24 protein-coding genes and 1 pseudogene are annotated in these 20,870 nt (G+C 64.7%); 15 read left to right on the top strand and 10 right to left on the bottom strand.

Going from position 1 to position 20,870, the window contains the following annotated elements:
• Window positions 1-119: 119 nt before the first annotated feature.
• A complete protein-coding gene (locus MKK62_RS10900) occupies window positions 120-1,721 on the bottom strand; it encodes a heme-binding protein (protein WP_260060480.1) in 1,602 nt (533 codons plus the stop codon).
• Between the two features lie 265 nt (window positions 1,722-1,986).
• Here MKK62_RS10900 and MKK62_RS10895 point away from each other — a divergent pair, with 265 nt between their 5' ends.
• Window positions 1,987-2,778 (top strand): DUF427 domain-containing protein, encoded by a 792-nt coding sequence (locus MKK62_RS10895; protein ID WP_240261065.1) that lies wholly within the window; start codon window positions 1,987-1,989, stop codon window positions 2,776-2,778.
• A 13-nt stretch (window positions 2,779-2,791) separates the two neighbouring features.
• On the opposite strand, the gene MKK62_RS10890 is transcribed toward MKK62_RS10895, so the two are convergent.
• The gene (locus tag MKK62_RS10890) at window positions 2,792-3,139 is read right to left on the bottom strand and encodes a hypothetical protein (protein WP_240261066.1); all 348 of its coding nucleotides are present in this window, start codon (window positions 3,137-3,139) and stop codon (window positions 2,792-2,794) included.
• Between the two features lie 162 nt (window positions 3,140-3,301).
• On the opposite strand from MKK62_RS10890, the gene MKK62_RS10885 reads away from it, so the two are divergent.
• Window positions 3,302-3,613, top strand: coding sequence for a hypothetical protein (locus MKK62_RS10885; RefSeq protein ID WP_240261067.1), 312 nt, complete (start codon window positions 3,302-3,304; stop codon window positions 3,611-3,613).
• 21 nt (window positions 3,614-3,634) lie between these two features.
• Here MKK62_RS10885 and MKK62_RS10880 read toward each other — a convergent pair whose 3' ends face one another.
• The 4 genes from MKK62_RS10880 to MKK62_RS10865 form a co-directional block, all read right to left on the bottom strand.
• Entirely contained in the window at window positions 3,635-4,246 is a 612-nt protein-coding gene (locus tag MKK62_RS10880; protein WP_240261068.1) for a GNAT family N-acetyltransferase, read from the bottom strand.
• A 69-nt stretch (window positions 4,247-4,315) separates the two neighbouring features.
• Window positions 4,316-4,897 carry a hypothetical protein gene (locus tag MKK62_RS10875; RefSeq protein WP_240261069.1) on the bottom strand — a complete coding sequence of 194 codons (582 nt, stop codon included), beginning with the start codon at window positions 4,895-4,897 and terminating at the stop codon, window positions 4,316-4,318.
• Between the two features lie 120 nt (window positions 4,898-5,017).
• On the bottom strand, window positions 5,018-5,917 hold the full coding sequence (locus tag MKK62_RS10870) for an alpha/beta fold hydrolase (RefSeq protein WP_240261070.1): 900 nt from the start codon (window positions 5,915-5,917) through the stop codon (window positions 5,018-5,020).
• 12 nt (window positions 5,918-5,929) lie between these two features.
• A complete protein-coding gene (locus MKK62_RS10865) occupies window positions 5,930-6,385 on the bottom strand; it encodes a MaoC family dehydratase (RefSeq protein WP_240261071.1) in 456 nt (151 codons plus the stop codon).
• A gap of 106 nt (window positions 6,386-6,491) precedes the next feature.
• Here MKK62_RS10865 and MKK62_RS10860 point away from each other — a divergent pair, with 106 nt between their 5' ends.
• From MKK62_RS10860 to MKK62_RS10825, 8 genes and pseudogenes are all read left to right on the top strand, one after another.
• Window positions 6,492-6,695 (top strand): hypothetical protein, encoded by a 204-nt coding sequence (locus MKK62_RS10860; RefSeq protein WP_240261072.1) that lies wholly within the window; start codon window positions 6,492-6,494, stop codon window positions 6,693-6,695.
• A gap of 27 nt (window positions 6,696-6,722) precedes the next feature.
• Window positions 6,723-7,220 carry a metallophosphoesterase family protein gene (locus MKK62_RS10855; RefSeq protein ID WP_240261073.1) on the top strand — a complete coding sequence of 166 codons (498 nt, stop codon included), beginning with the start codon at window positions 6,723-6,725 and terminating at the stop codon, window positions 7,218-7,220.
• A 56-nt stretch (window positions 7,221-7,276) separates the two neighbouring features.
• Entirely contained in the window at window positions 7,277-7,723 is a 447-nt protein-coding gene (locus tag MKK62_RS10850; protein WP_240261074.1) for a MarR family winged helix-turn-helix transcriptional regulator, read from the top strand.
• A 2-nt stretch (window positions 7,724-7,725) separates the two neighbouring features.
• Window positions 7,726-8,547: an ATP-binding cassette domain-containing protein gene (locus MKK62_RS10845; RefSeq protein WP_240261075.1), complete on the top strand. Its 822-nt coding sequence runs from the start codon at window positions 7,726-7,728 to the stop codon at window positions 8,545-8,547.
• A complete protein-coding gene (locus MKK62_RS10840) occupies window positions 8,537-9,364 on the top strand; it encodes an ABC transporter permease (protein WP_240261076.1) in 828 nt (275 codons plus the stop codon). Before MKK62_RS10845 ends, MKK62_RS10840 begins: the two co-directional genes overlap by 11 nt.
• A 51-nt stretch (window positions 9,365-9,415) precedes the next feature.
• Window positions 9,416-9,580, top strand: a pseudogene (locus tag MKK62_RS10835) (MerR family DNA-binding transcriptional regulator); the annotation flags it as partial.
• A 216-nt stretch (window positions 9,581-9,796) separates the two neighbouring features.
• A complete protein-coding gene (locus MKK62_RS10830) occupies window positions 9,797-10,339 on the top strand; it encodes a cob(I)yrinic acid a,c-diamide adenosyltransferase (protein ID WP_240264209.1) in 543 nt (180 codons plus the stop codon).
• Window positions 10,340-10,598: 259 nt separating this feature from the next.
• Window positions 10,599-11,591, top strand: coding sequence for an esterase family protein (locus tag MKK62_RS10825; RefSeq protein ID WP_240261077.1), 993 nt, complete (start codon window positions 10,599-10,601; stop codon window positions 11,589-11,591).
• A gap of 150 nt (window positions 11,592-11,741) precedes the next feature.
• Here MKK62_RS10825 and MKK62_RS10820 read toward each other — a convergent pair whose 3' ends face one another.
• From MKK62_RS10820 to MKK62_RS10805, 4 genes are all read right to left on the bottom strand, one after another.
• Window positions 11,742-12,440, bottom strand: a complete 699-nt coding sequence (locus MKK62_RS10820) for a YoaK family protein (RefSeq protein ID WP_240261078.1) — start codon at window positions 12,438-12,440, stop codon at window positions 11,742-11,744.
• Between the two features lie 67 nt (window positions 12,441-12,507).
• A complete protein-coding gene (locus MKK62_RS10815; RefSeq protein ID WP_240261079.1) occupies window positions 12,508-13,827 on the bottom strand; it encodes a maltokinase N-terminal cap-like domain-containing protein in 1,320 nt (439 codons plus the stop codon).
• Window positions 13,824-15,599 (bottom strand): maltose alpha-D-glucosyltransferase, encoded by a 1,776-nt coding sequence (gene treS / locus MKK62_RS10810; protein ID WP_434085051.1) that lies wholly within the window; start codon window positions 15,597-15,599, stop codon window positions 13,824-13,826. The genes MKK62_RS10815 and treS overlap by 4 nt, the downstream gene beginning before the upstream one ends.
• Window positions 15,600-15,687: 88 nt before the next feature.
• On the bottom strand, window positions 15,688-16,716 hold the full coding sequence (locus MKK62_RS10805; protein WP_240261081.1) for a S1C family serine protease: 1,029 nt from the start codon (window positions 16,714-16,716) through the stop codon (window positions 15,688-15,690).
• A gap of 196 nt (window positions 16,717-16,912) precedes the next feature.
• Between MKK62_RS10805 and MKK62_RS10800 the strand changes: the two genes are divergently transcribed.
• The 5 genes from MKK62_RS10800 (at window position 16,913) to MKK62_RS10780 (ending at window position 20,869) form a co-directional block, all read left to right on the top strand.
• Entirely contained in the window at window positions 16,913-17,674 is a 762-nt protein-coding gene (locus MKK62_RS10800) for an SDR family NAD(P)-dependent oxidoreductase (protein ID WP_240261082.1), read from the top strand.
• A gap of 106 nt (window positions 17,675-17,780) precedes the next feature.
• A complete protein-coding gene (locus MKK62_RS10795; RefSeq protein ID WP_240261083.1) occupies window positions 17,781-18,188 on the top strand; it encodes a TIGR03668 family PPOX class F420-dependent oxidoreductase in 408 nt (135 codons plus the stop codon).
• A gap of 228 nt (window positions 18,189-18,416) precedes the next feature.
• Window positions 18,417-19,172, top strand: coding sequence for a L,D-transpeptidase (locus tag MKK62_RS10790; protein WP_434085050.1), 756 nt, complete (start codon window positions 18,417-18,419; stop codon window positions 19,170-19,172).
• Between the two features lie 50 nt (window positions 19,173-19,222).
• The gene (locus MKK62_RS10785; RefSeq protein WP_240261084.1) at window positions 19,223-20,167 is read left to right on the top strand and encodes an NADP-dependent oxidoreductase; all 945 of its coding nucleotides are present in this window, start codon (window positions 19,223-19,225) and stop codon (window positions 20,165-20,167) included.
• A 42-nt stretch (window positions 20,168-20,209) separates the two neighbouring features.
• The gene (locus MKK62_RS10780; RefSeq protein ID WP_240261085.1) at window positions 20,210-20,869 is read left to right on the top strand and encodes an O-methyltransferase; all 660 of its coding nucleotides are present in this window, start codon (window positions 20,210-20,212) and stop codon (window positions 20,867-20,869) included.
• Window position 20,870 lies beyond the last annotated feature (1 nt).

Genomic DNA, 20,870 nt, shown 5'->3' with positions numbered 1-20,870 from the left:
GCTGCTCGGATCATCGGCGGCCGCGCGGATTGGCCGCTCCGCGCAATCAGGCGCAACGCCGTCGATGATCCAGAGCCGTCGCCGCCCGTTGCCTGATGTCGGCCGCCCGCGGGCCGGCATCAAACACTCGGGATGATGAGGACCTGGCCCACGCCGATCGCGTTGGCGTCGCTGATGCCATTCACCTTGGCGATGAACCGGAATAGCGAGCCATTCCCGTAGAACTGCTGCGCGATGTTGAACAACGTCTCGCCCGCGGACACAGTGTGGGTGTGCGACACGTCCGGGACAATCAGCAGCTGTCCGACGTGGATCAGGTTGGGGTTGGCAATAGCGTTGACCGCCGCGAGCATCGCCACCCGGCCGGCGTTTCCGTAGAAGTGCGTGGAGATGCTCGAGAGTGTGTCCCCGGCGGCAACGGTATAGGCGCGCGACAGATCGGGGATGATCAGCACCTGCCCGACATTGATCAGGTTGGGGTTGGCAATGTCGTTTACCGCCGCCAGGGTCGCTACGTGCGTTGCGTCGCCGTAGAACTGCGAAGAGATGCCGGACAACGTATCCCCGGCGACCACTGTGTACGTCGTCAGAAGGTCAGGGTTGCCCACAACGACCGGAATGGCGTCATTGGGAATCAGGGTTGCCACCGACACGTGCGGCCACGACAACCCGTTGAAGTTGAGCAGCACGGTCTGGCTGTACTGGATCTGCGTATACGTAACACTGACTTCGGTGGGCTCGTTGACCGCGGTTGTCGAGCGGACGCTGAAGGTGGCGACGGGCTGACCAGCCGCCGCGCTGCCCTGGACGGTGGTGGGCGTATTTGCAGCCAGGGGCGGCACGGAGATTTTTTCGACCACTGTCTCGATGCAGAACGTGGCCGTCATCTCGACGGCATTAGCGTTCGGTTTGGCCGCTTGGGGGTCGCCCTGAAGAAAGGCGATGTTGGCGGTTCCGCCGCCGAAGAGCGGATCCGAGGGGTTGTCTGGCGCCGGCCGCGTCGTGTCGACGGTAATGATGGTCGTGGATGTGATGTTTTGGCTGTTTACCCGGTTCTGCAGGATCGAGTTCGGGTTGTCCAGCATGGCCTGGGTGATGGTGCCAGCCGCGATGAACGGCGAAAGATCCTGTGGCAAGCGGAAAGTCGCGTTGTCGTTTGCCTGCTGGCTGGGGAACGTGTTGGTGAGTCTGTTTTGTGGAGAACCGATAGGGAACGGTGTGATGTCGACCGGTTGAAACGTGGGACGACCGTTCACCTGCGTTGCGGTGCCTTCAGCGTCGATGGTCGTGCCGTGCGGGATGGAAGCCATCCGAACAACGGTCGCTGCCTCGGCCGGGTTCGTTGTGGCCGGCACGCTCAACCAGACGCCCGGCTCGAAGTGGATGCCCACCGGGTTGTCGGGGTCGTTGACATCGTTGATTTTCTGCACGTATGGGATGCCGTTGAGAGAGATGTCGCCCTGTACAAAACCCCGGTTGGGGATGTCTCCCAGGGGAGTTGAGAAGTCCAACGTCTCTTCGGTCAGGTTCAACTCGAGGACGTTGTCGTTGGGACCGTGCGCCGGCTTGTCCAACGGAGTCGGTGACAGCGCAAAGTTCTGCGGCCTGAAAATGGTGTTGAAGCCGGCCCCCCTGAACTTGCCAGTAAAGCCAGCGAGAGGGCCCAGACTCGCAGGAACGGTGTCCGGGATGATCGTCGGATGCTGGCGTTCCGAGGGCACCTGACCCCACCGGAATCCCTGAGTCATGTCGATGGTGGGCTCGGTCTCGAGAGCTTTTGTCATGGTTGCCTTCTCGGGTCGCTGGTGAGCAAGCGTCGGTGTGGGTTGCTTGCACTGCTAGAACCTAGGTCCGCATCCAGCGGTTGGCTTGAGTAGTCGACTACCTGACATCCGGAATGGGACGCCACTCCTTGTTTCGGGACGACTCATCCGCGGTTGCGCCTGTACACCGTCTCGTCGGTCCATTCCGCGCCATAGTGGACGGATGGGCATCAGGATGCGAGATCTGCTCGACGACGCCGTGAGTTCGTTGCGCTACGAACCCACCGCCAAACGGCTCCGGCTGTACGTGGATGGTGAGCTGGTCGGCGACACCGTCGACGGGTTGCTGGTGTGGGAGCCGCGGCGACTGGTCCCGACCTACGCGATCCCCGTCGCCGACTTCGTGGCCACCCTGACATCGGCTGGCCGGGTCAGGGAGATCGCTGATCTGCCCGTGCTGGTCCCGACGAATCCCTTTGCCGCCCATAGCACTACCGGCGAGATGTTCGACGTGACGGTCGGCGGGCGGCGACGCGAACTGGCGGCATTCAAGCCCGACGATCCCGATCTGACCGGCTATGTCACCGTCGACTTCAGCGCCTTCGAATGGCGCGAAGAAGACGAGCCGATCGTCTCGCATCCGCATGACCCGTTCAAGCGCATCGACATCCTTGCCAGCAAGCGTCACGTCCGGATCGAATCCGACGGGCGGCTGTTGGCCGAGTCGTCACGGCCGCTACTTCTGTTCGAAACGGGCCTACCGACCCGGTTCTACCTACGGCCCACCGACGTCGTCGTCGACCTCGAACGAACCGACACCGTCAGCGACTGTGCCTACAAGGGCCGCGCGTCGTATTTCGCTGTGCCGGATGGACCAAGCGACATCGCCTGGACGTATCGCCACCCACTCCGCGAGGCGGAGCCGGTCCGGGACCACATCGCGTTCTTCAACGAACGCGTCGACATCACCGTCGACGGCCAGCGACTCGAGCGGCCCATCACACCGTTCTCGTAGCTGCGGCACAACGCTATTCGTCAACCACCTCATACAGCGAGTCACCGTCTTCGGGCGTTCCGTCGACCTGACCGCGATGTGCACGGGTCGGTCGAGGGTCGCCGGCATCCAGGTCGTCTACATCATCGACGTCGTTTAGCACGTCAGGCTCTTCCTCGGCGAGCCGCTGGTCCAGGGACTCGCCTTCCCTTTCCTCACGCGGCGTGACCCCGAATTTGTTCGCCTCACTCCAACCTTCGGGCGGGTCCACGACGATGTCGCCGTCGTCGTTGCGAAGTTCGTCGGAGTCGGTCGACTCGCTGGGATTCAACGTGTCCTCGGGTCCGCCCTCTTCGGGGAAGTCGGGATTGTCGGTAGCCATAGGCCTTCGATTGCCCTGGGGCTTCGACGGCTAAACGCACCCGTGGCCGGGTTCACCATTAGCCCGGCGACCGGCTCCGCGAGAACAAAAATGCGTGATTCAGCAAAATGCGTGTGCTTGCCTGTTCAAAATAAGCGGCGGGGGCGACGAGAGGAAACGAGCATGAAAAGAGCGTTCGCCGCCATCATGGGTGCGGCTGCGATGGCGTCGGCGGGCCTGGGGCTGGCAACGGCTCACGCCGACACGATGGAGCCCCACCGCTGGTGTCCGGGCAACCCCAAGAACATGCCCTACGTCGTGAACGATCAGATCGACTGGGATTGGAACGTCTGCCACACCTGGTATCCCACCAACTACGGCATGGGCAACGTGACCATGCAGGGCCGCCCGACGTCGATTTGGGACGGTGACAACCCGCCCATCGAGGCGATTACGCGCCGACAGTGCCCGCCGATCGCGTTCATGTGCCCCTGAACGCTTAGGTCTCGGTCCTGCTCACCGCGGGGCCCGCCACATCGGCCACAGCGTCGGGCCGCCGGGGATGACGAGTTCGCCCGTCACCTCGAACCCGAATCGCTGATAGTAGGGGACGTTTTCGGCCTTGCTGGATTCCAGGTAAGCGGGCGCGTGCTCGGCGTCCACCCGGTCGAGACGCGATTGCATGAGCGCCTGCCCGTATCCCTTGCCGCGCACCGACGGGTCGCTGCCGATCACCGCGAGGTACCAATGCGGCTCCTCGGGATGGTGCGCCTTCATCTGCGCCATCAGTTCACCGAGCCGACGGCCCATGGACAATCGCGGGCCGAAGCCGAACGCGAACGCCGGCAACATCATCAGCTGTTCACGGCCAGACTGCTTCCATCGGCCCGGCGGATCCCACAGGGCGGCCGCGCCGATCGTCGACCCGTCGGTGGCCACCTCCACGCCTCCCCCGGCCAGATGGTGGTACCGGGCAACGGTGCCGAAGAATCTGGCCAGGTGTCGCGTCCGGCTCTTCTCCTCGGGCATAATCCAGAGCGACACCGGGTCGTCGAAAAAGGCGCGGCCGAGCGTGTACGAGAGCTCGGAGACGTCGGCTTTGCGCCCCGGGCGCGTGTGGATTGTCATCGGCAGCCAGAGTAGTGGCGTACAAGTGGTGGCGGTCCCGCAGCCAGGCGCCCCAGCCACTACCCCTTGTCAAAACTTCGGCAGTAGTGAATCGACAAAGCCAAGAATGATCTCGTTGGTCGCGTTGATTGACGTGGCTTCGATGCCATACACGGCATTTTCCAAGCCAGCGGGCACGTTGCCGGCAACGAAATCGCTGAGTGCCAACGCGAGAGCCGCCTGGCCGTCGCTGGTGAGCATTTGCGCGCCTTCGATAGCCGCCTCAATGCCCTGGGGAAGCTCAGAAAAGGGCGAGATCTCGAATGCGCCTAATGCGTAGCCGCCCGTCAGCGCCTCAATCCAGCCCACCGTCACGTCGAAATTCGTTCCATAAAGCCAGTTGTCAGCAGCGGCAAGGTCGAGGTTGAGTCCGTCGAGTATGTCACCGTTACTGAAGTCAGTTGCCCCAGCACTGAAGTCGGCCTGGGCGACCCCGATCGTGGTCTGAATGTCGGCGGCGATGTCTGCGAAAGGATCATCGGGCTGCGCCTGCGCGGACGGGCCTTGAGCGAGCTGACCGATGAAGGCCATTAGGGTGCCGGCTGCGGCAGCAACAACGCCGGCGATGCCGTCAAACCGACGTTGGCGGCCGGGACGGCTGCGGTTCATCATGTCCTCCGGGGTCTAAGCGTCTCGTAAACGGATCCTTAAGGCAGCCTGTGTGACCGGTGACGCTCATTCAATAGGGGTTTTCCCTATATTTCTGACCCCTTCGGCGACCGTCGCCGAGTTCTAGGACGTGACCCGATCGACGTGGGCGAGGAAATGCTCGAGCACCGCAGCGGGTGCCTCGAGTTGCGGCCAGTGCCCGATGTCGTCGGCAAGCATCACCACGTCGGCGTCGGGAATCACCTCGGCGTAACGCCGCGCCATGTGCGCACCGGAGTTGGGGTCGACGGGTCCGTCGATCAGCCGCATCGGCACATCGGTCTCCCGCATCGCCCGCACCCACCGATTCCGGTGCGTGTGGCGGTCTTTGATGAACCGGCCGACTTTGTGCAGCACCCGTCGGCCGTCGTTGTAGTCGAGGATCTGACCGAAGACGTCCATCATGTGCCGGGTCGGTTTCGTGTTCGGGCCGAACATCTCCCGCAACGTCGGCTCGAGCAGTCGACGTGACAGGGGGCTGTTTTGTACCGGGCTCAGGATGTCGCCCAGCGGGGTACCCGACATCAGCTTCTGCGCGGCGCGCGGCGTGTAGGTCTCGACAAACATGCCGCCGTTGAGCCAGGTGATCGAGTCGACACGCAGCTTTCCGTAGGCGTGATCACCAAACTCGTGTCGAGACAACAATTCCTGGCCCACCGAGTCACCCAAATCGTGGGCCAAAATGTGCGCGTTGCGGATGCCCAGGTGGGCCAGCAGCGCCTCGTGCATGTCCGCGTGGTCGTGCACCGAGTATTCGTAGTGGACCGGCTTCGCCGAAAAGCCCAGCCCGATCATATCCGGTGCGATGACCGTGAATCGGCGCGTCAGCGTCGACCAGATCGGTTGCCAGTCAAAGGTATTGAATGGATACCCGTGAATCAGCAGCAGTGGCGGGCCGCTGCCCTCGAATCGGTAGAAGATGTCGAAGCCGAGGTAATCGAAGTACAGTCCGGCGTCCAGCCAGGAGGCCAGCGATGAATCCATGACGCGGGCGACCTAGGAGATGTAGCGGACGACGCTCTCGGCGACACACGCCGGCTTGTCGCTGCCTTCGACCTCCACGGTGGTCGATACGGTCGCCTGAGTGGCACCGTTGCCCAGGTCTTCGATGTCGACCAGCGAACTCTTCGCGCGAACCCGCGACCCGACAGGCACTGGCGCCGGAAAGCGAACTTTGTTCAGTCCGTAGTTGATTGCAAGCTTGATGCCGTTGACGGTGTACATCTGGTGTTGCAGTCGCGGCAGCAGCGCCAGCGTCATGAAGCCGTGCGCGATGGTCTTGCCGAACGGGCCGTTGGCCGCGCGCTCCGGATCGACATGGATCCACTGGTGGTCACCGGTGGCATCGGCGAACAGGTTGACGTCGTCCTGACTGATCGTCACCCAATCACTCTCGCCGATACTTTCACCCTTGATCGAGGCAAGGTCGGCAACTGAATCGAAGGTGCGCATGGCGTTTCTCTCCTTTGAGTGGACTGGTTAGCATCGTGCCACTACCTGCGGTGACGTTCACCACCGGGAGGTTTTGGCCGGAATCTCGTCTGGGTATGCAGCCCGAATGCGAATTTGGCGCCAAATCGGCCAGTGGCTCACCGGCCGCAGAGGCAACCAAGCAGAAGAGGACACCCGCCCGGAGCGCCATGAAGCGCGCTCCCGCCAGGGCGTCGACGGCGACGGCAGCTACGTCGGCCGGACGATCGGGCGCGATGACGCACTGGATGTCGGTGAAACCGGCGCCGAGGCCCGCAGTAAAGACGCCTGACAACTCGCCAGGTGCAGGATTGCGGGTGTGAGGCTGCTTCTCATCGCCGATACGCACGTGCCGCGACGAGCGCGCGACCTGCCGCCGCAGGTGTGGGACGCGGTGGCTCGGGCCGACGTCGTGGTGCACGCCGGTGACTGGGTGGTCCCCGAGTTGCTCGACGAGTTGTCCCAGAAATCCGCGAAGCTGGTGGCCTGCTGGGGCAACAACGACGGGCCGCAGTTGCGGGCAAGGCTGCCCGAGCGTGCCGACGTGGTGCTCGAGGGGCTTCGCCTCACGGTGACCCACGAGGCTGGGCCGAGCGCCGGCCGCGACGCACGGATGTCTCGCCTATACCCCGACACCGATGTACTGGTGTTCGGCCACAGCCACATCCCCTGGGACACCACAACGGCCACCGGCTTGCGACTGCTGAACCCGGGCTCTCCGACCGATCGACGGCGGCAACCGTTCTGCACCTTCATGACCGCGCGCATCGACGCCGGCAATCTGATGGCCGTTGACCTGCATCGCGTGCAGAAGTAGCTCGCTGCTAGCTGAGACATAGCCTGCGCACATACTTAGCTCCTAGACAGAGACATATGAGCACTGTGATTGATCCGGTCAACGAATTGTCAGGTGTGGTGGGCAGATTCCGCAGGCAACTGCGCCGCTCGGTCGAGCCGGGTTTCGACTCCGCACAGCTGACCGAGTCGCAGTCGGAGTTGCTGTGGCTGGTCGGCCGGCAGCCCGGCATCTCGATCAGCGCGGCTGCAGCGGAGCTGGGGTTGGTCGCCAACACCGCCTCGACCCTGGTGTCGAAGTTGGTGGCGAAGGGCTTCCTGGCCCGGACCGCCGATGAATCCGATCGTCGGGTGGGCCAGCTGTGGCTGGCCGGACCGGCCCAGCAGCTCGTCGACACTTCGCGCGCGGCGCGGCGCGAATTGCTGGCCGAGGTACTCAGGGATTTGACCGAAGACGAGATCGAGTCGCTGACAAAAGGTTTGGCGGTTCTCGAAACGATGACCCGACGACTTCAGGAGCGATGATCATGACCAGAGCACTGCCGATGGCGGTCGACGCGCGGAATTTGACCCACCGCTACGGCCAGTTCACCGCGGTCGACGACGTGACATTGCAGGTCCGGCCCGGCGAAACGCTGGGCTTGCTCGGACCCAACGGCGCCGGCAAGACCACCGTGGTACGGATGCTCACCACGCTGACCCCGGTACAGCGGGGCGAGCTGCGCATCTTCGGCCTCGACGCCCGCACCAAGACCACTGACATTCGCAGCAACATCGGGTATGTGCCGCAACAACTCTCGATCGAGCCTGCGCTCACGGGCCGCCAGAACGTGGCCTGGTTCGCGCGACTGTACGGCGTGCCCCGCGCGCAACGGGCGGAGCGGGTCGAGGAGTCGCTGAGCGCGATGGAGCTATTGGACGTCGCCGACCGGACGGCCGGGACGTACTCCGGTGGAATGGTGCGCCGCCTCGAAGTGGCCCAGGCTCTGGTCAACCGCCCGTCGCTGCTGGTGCTCGACGAGCCGACGGTCGGGCTGGACCCGATCGCGCGCGACCGGGTGTGGAACCAGGTGCTGACCATGCAGAGCCAATTCGGCATGACCGTGCTGTTGACCACTCACTACATGGAAGAGGCCGACGCGCTCTGTGATCGGGTGGCGCTGATGCACCGCGGCACCTTGCGCGCCGTCGGCACCCCGACGAAGTTGAAGGCGACCGTGTCGGCCGGCGCGACGCTGGAGGACGTGTTCCGCCACTACACCGCTTCCGATCTCTCGGAGCAAGGCGAGACGACCAGCTCGCTTCGCGAAATCCGTTCCAGCAGAAAGGTTGCCAGCCGTGCCGGTTGATACCGCAGTCACTCCCACACCCGCCGCCCTGACTCGCGCGGCGCACGGATGGCAGCGGCTGCCCGCGACGTTCGGCCGGGTGTGCGCATTCGCGATCGTCGAGATGCAGAAGCTGCAGCATGATCGCACCGAGTTGATCACGCGCATGGTGCAGCCGGCGTTGTGGCTGTTGATCTTTGGCACCACGTTCAGCAAGTTGCACGTGATCAACACCGGTTCAGTGTCCTACCTGGCTTTCCTGGCACCGGGGATCATCGCTCAGTCGGCGTTGTTCATTTCGATCTTCTACGGCATCCAGATCATCTGGGATCGCGACGCCGGCATCCTGTCCAAGCTCATGGTGACGCCGGCTCCGGCGTCGGCTCTGATATCTGGCAAGGCATTCGCGGCGGGCGTCCGTTCGGTCGCGCAAGTGGTGGGTGTGCTGGCGCTCGCGTACGTGATGGGCATCGGCATGACCATCAACCCGCTGCGCATTCTGGCCGCGATGGCCGTCGTCATGCTCGGTTCGGCGTTTTTCGCCTGCCTGTCCATGACGCTCGCCGGACTGGTGCGCAACCGTGACCGGCTGATGGGCATCGGGCAGGCCATCACCATGCCGCTGTTCTTCGCATCGAACGCGTTGTACCCGGTCGACGTCATGCCGCGATGGCTGCATGCGCTCAGCACGGTCAACCCGCTCAGCTACGAAGTCCATGCGCTGCGTGCGCTACTGATCGGGACCGCGTTCAGTCCGCTGGACATCGTGGTGCTGGTGGTGGCGGCCGCGCTCGGGATCACCGCTGCCTCAGCGCTTCTGCGACGACTGGTCAGCTGAGTCGGCGCGAATACTTGCACCTGACGTTACGTCAGGTCTTAGGTTCGCAGCGTGACCGAAATCAGGAGCTGGAGCGTCGGTGAACTCGCCGACGCCGCCGGCGTCACCGTGCGGGCCCTGCACCACTACGAACAGGTCGGCCTACTCGCGCCGGCCTCACGCACCGGCGCCGGTCATCGCCGATACGGGAGTGAACAGGCGGAAACGCTCTACCGGATCACCGCGATGCGCAGCCTCGGCTTCCGGCTGGACGAGATCCGAAGCGCGCTGGAGGGCGAGGATCTGACCGCGGTGGTCCGTCTGCACCTCGGGCAGGTGCGGGATCGTCTGCGACACACCTCCGAGCTGAATCAACGGCTCGAGCGCCTGCTGTCGGCTCTAGATGCTTCCGACCATCCGACCGAAGAGATCATCCGAGCAACGGAGGCCACCATGCACGTGAACCTGTCGACGATCTACACCCGAGTTGGCGACGGCGGCGAGACCTCGACCGGCGCCGGTGCCCTGGTCTCGAAGGACGATCCGAGGATCGAGGCCGGTGGTGACGTCGACGAACTCAACGCGCAGCTCGGTGTCGTCCTGACCCACCTGAGCGAGCAGCCGTTCGCCAGATGGATCGCCGAGATCCAGAACGAGCTCTTCGACCTCGGCGCCGACCTGACATGCCCGGCGGACCACGAAGCGTCGCGGATCCACGACGGGAACGTCGACCGGTTGGAGCGACGCTGCGACCAGGCCAACGCGCAACTCACCCCGCCGGCGTCCTTCGTACTGCCCGGCGGCGGCTCGGCGGCGGCCGGGCTCCACGTGGCCCGCACCGTCTGCCGTCGGGCGGAGCGGAGAGCGGTATCCGTCGATGACCTGAACCCGCAGGTCGTCCGCTACCTCAACCGCCTATCCGATCTGCTATTCATCATGGCCCGAGCCGTCGCCACCGACGAGCGAACCTGGATCCCCGGCGCTTCCGCTGATTGATCTGCATCCGTTGTGGTGCACCAACTTTCGTTGACATTGACCCACCGCTGCCCGGTTCTGGTCGAATATCCCTCGGCCATCTGCATTTTCGGCGCCGACTCCTAATCGTTATCAGCGAGTGACACTGGCGTCTCAATCGTTAGCGAACCGCGATCCCACACCCCGAGGCAACTGACAGGCCTGTAGTTACTCGCGTGTTTGACTGCCACAGACAGCTATTCGACCGCTTATGCGGCAAATGAAAGTTGGGACAGGAGCTATGAAGTTCGCAGAGAAAATCCGCGGCGCGGCAGAACATCTGCCGCGCAGATTGGCAATCGCGGCCCTCGGCGCAGCCCTGCTCGCCGGTCTGGTCGGTGCTATCGGCGGCTCGGCGACCGTGGGGGCATTCTCCAAAAAGGGTCTGCCGGTCGAATACTTGAGCGTCCCGTCGCCGTCTATGGGCCACGACATCAGGGTGGAGTTCCAGGGCGGCGGACCGCACGCGGTCTACCTGCTCGACGGCTTGCGCGCCCAGGACGACTACAACGGCTGGGACATCAACACTCCGGCGTTCGAGGAGTACTACCAGTCGGGCCTGTCGGTGATCATGCCGATCGGTGGACAGTCCAGCTTCTACAGCGACTGGTACCAGCCGGCGTGCGGCAAGAGCGGTTGCCAGACCTACAAAATGGAAACCTTCCTCACCAGGGAGCTCCCCGCATATCTGCAGGCCAACCGAGGCATCTCCCCGAACGGCAATGCCGCGGTGGGTCTTTCGATGTCGGGCGGGTCAGCGATGATCCTGGCGGCGTACTACCCGCAGCAGTTCTCCTACGCGGCGTCGCTGTCCGGCTTCCTCAACCCCTCCGAGGGCTGGTGGCCCACCCTGATCGGCCTGGCGATGGGCGACGCGGGCGGCTACAACGCCACCAACATGTGGGGCCCGACCAGCGACCCGGCCTGGAAGCGCAATGACGCGATGGTCCAGATTCCGCGACTGGTGCAGAACAACACTCGCGTGTGGGTGTACTGCGGCAACGGCACTCCCAACGAACTGGGCGGCGAGAGCATGCCCGCCAAGTTCCTCGAGCAGTTCACGTTGCGCACCAACGAGCAGTGGCGGGACAACTATGTCGCCGCCGGTGGCCGCAACGGCACGTTCAACTTCCCGCCCAACGGGACGCACGACTGGGGTTACTGGAACCAGCAACTGGTCGCCATGAAGCCTGACATTCAGCGCACCCTCGGCGGCGGTCCGAACGCCACCTGATAGACCCACCCCCCACATCGGCCGCAGCGCTCCCCCCGCGCTGCGGCCGATGTTCTTTCTTGGACGGCATCGTCGGACCCCGAGATATAAACCACTGCGACTCGTCACGGCGTGTCGTCGCAACCGTTTACGTGTCGGCGCCCGGTAGGGCTAGCCCAGCAGGGCGCGCCGATCCTGATGGAAGTAGGTGTAGGCCGTGGCCAGGGTGCACATCAGCGTCGCGAACACCAGCATGCCGGTCCCGTTGACGAACAGGCTGATCACACCGCCGCAGGTGGCGCCCACCAGAAATCCCGCGAATAGCAGGAAGTAACCGAGCCAATCCGCGAGGGTGCCGCCCGCGATATGCCGTTCGATGCCCTGACCCATCTTGACCAGAGTGCCGGTCACGTAGCTCAGCGGCACCGACACCTCGCCGTCTTTGACGAACGACGTGTTGAGTGCGCCGATGCCGAATGCCACCAACATGATCGGCGGGAAGTCAAGCTGGTTTTCCTCCCACCCCTCGTCCAGCACGTCGACGATGGTGGCCGCCAGCAGGCTGAAGGTGGTCAGCATGGTCGGGCCGTGTGGATGAGCCACCCAGAAGTGCCGCCGGCACACCGACGCGACCACCACGCCGGCCACGAAGCTCAGCAACAGCAGACCGGCCGTCACCGACAACAGCACGTCGTCGCGGAAGTAGCCCAGCACAGCGCGTTGCGCGTTGCCGGTCATGAACGTGACGAAATATCCGGCCGAATGGGTGAAAGCCGTGGCACCGAGCACACCGGCCAGCACCGCCAGCAAATACGCGAGGCGAGCCTCGCTATCAAACGTCTCACGGAGGTCGAGCGTCGCGCGGGGCATGCACCTCATGGTTGCATCGCTTCTTGGCGAAGGCAGAGCGGGGACGCCCATTCTGGCGAGACTCAGATCAATTTGCTACGAACCTGGCGATCGATCGCAGCGGGATCGGCAGCCAGGTCGGGCGGTGCCGGGACTCGTAGCCGGCTTCGTACACCGCCTTGTCCAGCTCGTAGGCCGCCAAGACCAGCTCCGAGTCGCGCGGATCCACACCGGAGGTGGCCGCATAGCCGTCACAGAACGCAGTCCGGTTGCGCTGCACCCACTCTCGGGCGCGTGCGGCGAGTTGCTTGTCGTCGCCCTGGTCGACCAGCGGACCGTATGCCGCGTACTCGTACGAGCGCAGCACACCCGCCACATCGCGCAGGGGCGAATCCGGCGCGCGTCGCTCCTCCAACGGCTGACCCGGCTCACCTTCGAAGTCGATCAGCAGCCAGGACTCCGGTGTGCGCAGCACCTGACCCAGGTGCAGGTCGCCGTGCACCCGTTGGACGGTGATGGTCTGCTCGGCCAGCTTGTGAATGCGCTGCTCGATGGACGGCACGTACTGCTCTAGTTCGGGCACCGCCGCGGCGGCCGACGACAGCCGCGACAGCATGGTGTCGACCGGGAACGGCGCCTGCGAGGTACCCAGGGCCTCGGCCAACCCGGAATGCACCGAGGCGACGGCCTCGCCGAGTCGATACGACTCGCCGGCGAAGTCACCACCGACCTCGTACGCGTAGAGATCGCCTTCGGCGAACAGGTCGCGGACGCTGGCCGTCGCCATCGCCCAACCTTCGGCCGCGTTGCCGGCGAATTCGGTCGCCATGCCCAGTGGGCTGGCAGCGTCGCCATCTGATGCACTCAGCTCGTAGGTACCCAAAAGCTTTGCCACGTGCGGATTCCCGGCCCGGCCGAGGACACGGTTGAGCTCGATGTCGGGGTTGATGCCTGGGCTGACGCGGCGGAACACCTTCAGGATCGCGTCGCGATCGAAGATGACGCTGGTGTTGCTCTGCTCGGCGTCCGACACCCGCGGGTAGGCGTTCAGCGGCAGCGTCACGTCGGGTTCTTTGCCGAACGAGACGCCGTCCTTGGTCGCCGACGAGTCCAGCAGCGACAGCAGGAACGCGGCCGCGGCAGGGTCGTAGAGCGCGTCGAAGCCGACCCGTTCCCCGTCCGCGCCAATGGTGGCGACGTCGCTGTATTCGTTGGGCGGCTCGGAATCCCAGCCGACGATCACCTGATAGCGCTCGGCGGAGCCGTCGGTGTAGGTGACGTCCACCAGGACGAGGTCCAATCCGTCACGCAGTGCTACCACCAGGCCCGGTTCGGCGGTTGCCAGTTCGCGGCTGCGGCCGGCATACCAGCGCTGCTTCGGCAGCCATTCTGACCACGGGAGGTTCATTGCGACTCCTCAGACCCACACAGCTGGAACCAGTAGAAACCGTGGCCCGGCAGCGTGAGCAGATAGGGCAAGTGTCCGATACGCGGAAACTCGACGTGCCCGGTGAGCTCGATCGGGGTATTGCCGCTCCAATGTTGCAGGTTCAATTCGATGGGCTGAGGAAAACGCGACAGGTTGTTGACACACAGCACGGTATCGCCGTCATTCGGCTCCTGACGCAGGAATGCCAGCACCGAGGGGTTGGAGCCGCCGAGTTCTTCGAAGCTCCCAGTAGCGAAGGCCTCGTGGCGGCGGCGCACGGCGAGCATCATCCGGGTGAAGTTGAGCAGCGAGGTCGAGGTGTCGCGCTGGGCTTCGACGTTCACGGCTTGATAGCCGTAGACCGAGTCCTGGCTTGGCGGCAGATACAGCCGACCGGGATTGGCCTTGGAGAAACCGGCGTTGCGGTCCGGCGTCCACTGCATCGGCGTGCGCACCCCGTCGCGGTCACCGAGCCAGATCACGTCGCCCATGCCGATCTCGTCGCCGTAGTACAGCACCGGCGACCCGGGCAGCGACAGCAGCAGCGCGGTGAACAGTTCGATCTGATTGCGGTCGTTCTCCAGCAGCGGAGCCAGCCGTCGACGGATGCCGACGTTGGCCTTCATCCGAGGGTCTTTGGCGTACTCGGCGTACATGTAGTCACGCTCTTCGTCCGAGACCATCTCCAGCGTCAGCTCGTCGTGGTTGCGCAGGAAGATCCCCCACTGCGCCATATCTGGAATTTCGGGTGTCTGCGCGAGGATCTCCGAGATCGGAAACCGCGACTCACGCCGCACGGCCATGAAGATGCGGGGCATCAGCGGGAAGTGAAACGCCATATGGCATTCGTCGCCGCCGGTGCTGTGCTCCCCGAAATACTCGACGACGTCGGCCGGCCACTGGTTGGCCTCGGCCAGCAGCACCCGGCCCGGGAACTCGTCGTCGACGACCTTGCGGACCCGCTTGAGGAAAGCGTGCGTCTCGGGCAGGTTCTCGCAGTTGGTGCCTTCACGCTCGAACAGATAGGGCACCGCGTCCAGCCGGAACCCGTCGATCCCGAGGTCGAGCCAGAAGCGGAGGACGTCGATCATCGCTTCCTGGACCGCGGGGTTGTCGTAGTTCAGGTCCGGCTGATGCGAGAAGAACCGGTGCCAGTAGAACTGCTTGCGCACCGGGTCGAAGGTCCAGTTCGACTCTTCGGTGTCGATGAAGATGATCCGGGCATCGGTGTATTTCTCGCTGGTGTCGCTCCACACGTAGAAGTCGCCGTACGGCCCGTCTGGGTCCTGGCGGGACTCCTGGAACCACGGATGCGAGTCCGAGGTGTGGTTCATCACCAGGTCGGTGATGACGCGGATGCCTCGCTCGTGGGCCGCATCGAGCAGTGCGACGAAATCCTCGACGGTGCCGAACTCCGGCAGAACCTTGTAGAAGTCGCGGATGTCGTAGCCGCCGTCACGCAGCGGTGAGTCGTAGAACGGCGGCAACCAGATGCAGTCGATGCCGAGCCACTGCAGATAATCCAGCCGCTGCAGCAGCCCACGCAGATCGCCGGAGCCGTCCGCGTCGGCATCCAGAAAGGCCCGAACCAATACTTCGTAGAAGACGGCGTGCTTGAACCACGTCGGGTCGGCAGGCAACGACTTGGCCTCGTTGAAGTCGTCGGCGTTGGGGTGTTCCACCACGCCGCCTTCGACGCGGCTTCCCTCCGCGGGGTCGTGCTCGGACGCGAGTTCTCTGTCCCTGGTCAAGTCCACGACCTTACACGTACCCGGGCACCGTCATCGAAAACCTTATGCGCCAAACGAATTCGCGCACCGGCTGAGCTGCGGTCTTCGATCAGCCGGGCGGGCCGTCACCCAGTTGCACATCGACGGACCGGCCCTGCAGGCCCACGGTGACATGATCGCCCGGGTGGTGCTGATCAAGGATGTTCGTCAGCGCGGTGGCCGAGTTGACCGGCTGGCCGTTGATCGAGTTGATCACGTCGCCGGGGTTGAGCCCGGCGCCTGCGGCCGGTCCGGTCGGGATGACCTGACGGATGATCGCGCCCGCTCCGCCGCCGGCATCGTTGACTCCCACGCCGAGGAACGCGGTGGGTCCGATGTGCACGGTCGCCGACGAGGCGCCGCCGCGGATCTGACCGGCAATGGCCATCGCTTCGTTGATCGGGATCGCGAAGCCCTGGCCGCGCCCGAGGTGGTAGTTCGAGGTTGCGGCGGTGTTCATGCCGATGACCTGGTTGGCGGCGTTGACCGTCGGACCACCCGAGTCACCGGGGCGGATGTTCGCGTCGACCTGGATCAGACCGGTGAGTGTCTCGGTGCTGCCGGTCAACGCGTCGTTCGCCGACACGGTCTGGTTCAAGGCGCCGACCCGGCCGTCTTCGACACTGGGGGCCCCGCCGGCGCCGCCGGCATTACCGAGCGACACCACCGGGTCGCCGACGTGCACCGTGTCGGAGTTGCCGATGTTGGCCACCGGCAGGCCGCCACCGGCGAGTTGGAGGACCGCGATGTCGTGCTGGCGGTCGTATCCGATCACGGTGGCTGGAAAGACCTGACCATTCGCGATCGACCGGGCGGTCAGGTCGGTTGCGCCGGCCACCACATGGTTGTTGGTCAGGATGACGCTGGGGTCGATCACGATGCCGGTGCCGGCGCCGATTGCGCTCTGGAACCCGAGCTTGGCGTCGATGTCGACGATCTGCGGACCCACGATGGCGCTGGCCGACGCCGCATCGCGCGGCAGCGGCGAGGTCACTGGCGACGCGTGGGCAGGCACGGTCGCCAACCCAAGTCCCGTCGCGGCCAACAGGCTGAGCAAGCTCAGCGACCTCCGCGGTTTGCGGCGGTGCGATCCGCTCATCCCGTCACCTCCTGATTGATTGTGTTGCCGAGCGACAGCATCGTATTCACCCAAACCTAGCCTGCGTCGCGGATGCGGGCATATCGACCTCGGGTTTCCCCGTTCGGATGAGCGCTAATCCGCGCGCCGTTCGGCAGGCGGTAGCTTCAAGGCCCTGGACTTGCACCGCAACCGATGAGCATGAGGTGACTGGCACATGAGCGTTCTCGATTCGTTCCGGCTCGACGACAAAGTGGTGATCGTGACCGGTGCCTCGTCGGGTCTCGGTGTGTCGTTCGCCCGAGCGTTCGCCGAGGCCGGCGCCGACGTCGTGCTGGGCGCGCGTCGTGTCGAGCGCCTGGCCGACACGGCGGCACTGGTCGAGGCGACCGGACGCAAGGCGCTGACGCTGGCCACCGACGTGAGCGTGCCCGAGCAAGGGCAGACCTTGGTCGACGCCGCAATGGAGACGTTCGGTCGGGTGGACGTGCTGATCAACAACGCCGGTGTCGGCACCGCCGTCCCGGCCACCCGGGAGACGCCCGAGCAGTTCCGCTCGGTGATCGACATCAACCTCAACGGCTCGTACTGGTTGGCGCAGGCCTGCGGCCGCGTCATGCGGCCCGGCAGCTCGATCGTCAACATCGCCAGCATTCTGGGCATCACCACCGCCGGTCTGCCGCAGGCCGCCTACAGCGCGAGCAAGGCCGCGGTCATCGGGCTGACCCGTGACCTGGCTCAACAATGGGGCTCCCGCAAGGGGATTCGCGTCAACGCGCTGGCTCCCGGCTTCTTCAAGACCGAGATGACCGACGAGTACCCGCCCGAATACCTGGACAGCCAGGCCCACCGTCTGGTCCTGGGCCGCCTCGGCGACGACCGTGAACTCGCGGCCACCGCGGTGTGGCTGGCGTCGGCGGCCGGCGGTTACGTCACCGGGCAGACGATCGTCGTCGACGGCGGACTCACCATCAACTGATTTGTCGCGAGCCCTTGCGTCAGATCTACCTTTCGCAGAAGAAACCCGAGTGCAGGCCTGCGAAACGTCGATCTCACGTCAGCGGGTTCCCCCTAGGCTCGACCCTGTGTCCGACTTCGAGCCCCAGGCGCGATTCGCTCGATCCCCGGTCGCCCGCCTAGCCACGGCCGGCCCCGACGGTCGCCCGCACCTGGTGCCGGTTGTGTTCGCCGTGCACGCGCAGGTCGTCTATACCGCGGTGGACGCCAAACCCAAGACCACGCAGCGATTGCGGCGGCTGACCAACATCGAGCGCAACCCTCGGGTGAGCCTCCTCGTCGACCACTACGACGAGGACTGGACGCAGTTGTGGTGGGTCCGGGTCGACGGGCACGCCACCATCCATCACGACGACGAGACATCCCACCTCGCCCGGGACCTGCTCCGCGCGAAATATGCCCAATATCAGTCGGTTTCGCTATCCGGCACGGTGATCGCGATCGTGATCGACCGGTGGAGCAGCTGGCACGGCTGAACCACGGCTGACCATCCGCGCGCACGCTTGCCAAGGCGTGCTCAGCTCACCGATCCGGGGGCTGTCTTTCAGATGCCAATAACCCGCTCAGCTGGGGATATGTCCGGTAGAGTGGCATCTCAAGTGCGAAGTGCGCAACATGCATCCGATTTGCTGAGCGGGATGTAAGGCATATTGGAGATACGGAATGCAAGCGGGGGTCTTGCATCGTCTCGGAGGGTGAACACCGTGGGTAGAGCGATTCGAACGGGTTGGCTCGCTGCATCGGTCGCGGCGCTGACCATGGCGGCGTCGGCCGCCCCGGCGGTGGCGGCGATCGCACCCCCGACCCCGATCCCCGCAATCGCGTCGATCCAGCCGGCCAGCGGCGCCGTCGTCGGAGTGGCCCACCCGGTGATCGTCACCTTCACCAGCCCGGTGACCAACCGGACGACGATCGAGAAGGCCATCGAGGTCACCGCGCCGAACCGGATGACGGGTCACTTCGACTGGCCCGAGCCCAACGTCGTCGAGTGGAAGCCCGACGGGTACTGGCCGGCGCACAGTCACGTCGGCGTCGAGATACACGCGCTGTCCACCGGCTTCGAGACCGGCGAGGCGGTGGTTGGCACCGCCAGCATTTCCGCGCACACCTTCACGGTCACCCAGAACGGTGAGGTCTTGCGCACAATGCCGGCGTCGATGGGCAAGCCCAGTCGGCCGACACCGATCGGAAATTTCTCGGCGCTGTCGAAAGAGCGCACGGTCGTGATGGATTCACGCACAATCGGCATCCCCCTTGATTCGTCCGACGGATACAAAATCACCGCGAGTTACGCCGTCCGCGTCACCTGGGGCGGCGTGTACGTGCACTCGGCCCCGTGGTCGGTCGACTCGCAGGGTTATTCGAACGTCAGCCACGGCTGCATCAACCTCAGCCCGGACAACGCCGCGTGGTACTTCGACACCGTTCACATCGGTGACCCGATCAACGTGGTGGCGTAGCCCCTTTCGGACACCGGAATACATCGGCGCCGCGCCGAGTTGGCGCGTGAATGGCTACGACACCAACACGCGCGGTCCGATTCGACAGCTACGGCGGGCCGGAGGTTCTCTACGTCACCGACGTCGAAAGACCGGTGCCGTCCGCAGGTGAAGTGCTCGTCGAGGTGCGGGCCGCCGGCATCAATCCCGGGGAGGCCGGAATACGCACCGGGGCCCTGCATGATCGATTCCCCGCGACGTTCCCGTCTGGCGAAGGCAGCGACCTGGCCGGCGTCGTCGTCGAAGTTGGCGACGGGGTCAGTGAATTCGCCGTCGGCGACGAAGTACTCGGCTTCAGCTTCCAGCGCTCCAGCCATGCCACGCACACGACCGTTCCCGTCGACCAGCTGATTCACAAGCCGGCCCAATTGCCTTGGGAGGTAGCCGGTTCGCTGTACGTCGTCGGCGCTACGGCCTACGCCGCCGTGAACGCCGTCGCGCCGCAGCGAGGCGAGACGGTGGCGGTTTCCGCGGCGGCCGGCGGAGTCGGCAGCCTGGTGGTGCAGTTGCTCGCGCAGCGCGGTGTGCGCGTACTCGGTATCGCCTCGTCGAATAATGCTGACTGGTTGGGCGCGCACGGCGTCGAATTGGTCGAGTACGGCGACGGTTTGGCCGAGCGCTTACGGCACGCGGCGCCCGACGGTGTCGACGCATTCATCGATCTGTTCGGCCCGGAGTATGTCGAGTTGGCGGTCGACCTCGGCGTGCCGACCGAGCGAATCAACACCATCATTTCGTTTGACAAGGCCGCCGAGGTCGGGGCGAAGACCGAAGGCAGTGCCGAGGCGTCGACCCCTGCGGTGCTGCAGGAGATTGCCGACCTGATCGCATCGGGTGCCGTCGAGTTCGACGTGGCCAAGACCTACCCGTTGGACCGGGTCGTCGATGCCTTCGTCGAACTCGAGCGGCGCCACACCCACGGCAAGATCGTGTTGCTCCCACAGCAGACCGACTAGGGGAAGTGCCCGTTGACGTTCATTAACGCCTACGCTGTGGGAATGGCAAACACACTCCACGAACCCCGCGTCGCCGACACTCTGCGCCGGATGTACGCCGAGGCGCAGGAGCAGATGGCGACGTTGCGCGAGCGACCGCCGAACATGTCCGGCGCCCGAAGCGTGCAGGAACGAGCCGACGCAATGAGCGAGTTCTACATTCCGGTCACCCCGGAGTCCGGTCGGCTGCTGTACTCGTTGGTCCGCGCGACCAAACCCGCCACCATCGTGGAATTCGGTATGTCTTTTGGCATTTCGGCGCTGCACCTGGCGTCCGCGGTTCGCGACAACGGCACCGGCCAGGTGATCACTACCGAGATCAGCCAACCCAAGATCGCGGCCGCGAAACAAACGTTCGCCGACACCGGCCTCGACGACCTGATCACCGTGCTCGAGGGTGACGCGCTGTCCACCCTGGCCGAACTGGACGGCCCGGTCGACTTCGTGCTGCTCGACGGTTGGAAAGAGCTGTACCTGCCGGTGATCGAGTTGCTGGAGCCCAAACTCTCCCCCGGCACGCTCGTGGTCGCCGACAACACCGAAAGCCCCGACACGCGGCCCTACCTCGACTACGTCCACGGCGCCGAAAGCGGTTATGTGAGCTTCAATTTCGCGGTCCGCGACAGCGACAGCATGGAGCTCAGCTGCTACGCCGGCACCTGAG

The organism is Mycobacterium paraterrae (genome assembly GCF_022430545.2).
GTDB lineage: Bacteria > Actinomycetota > Actinomycetes > Mycobacteriales > Mycobacteriaceae > Mycobacterium > Mycobacterium paraterrae.
The sequence above is the reverse complement of the archived record's forward strand: the minus strand, read 5'-3'. Positions and strand labels throughout refer to the sequence as shown.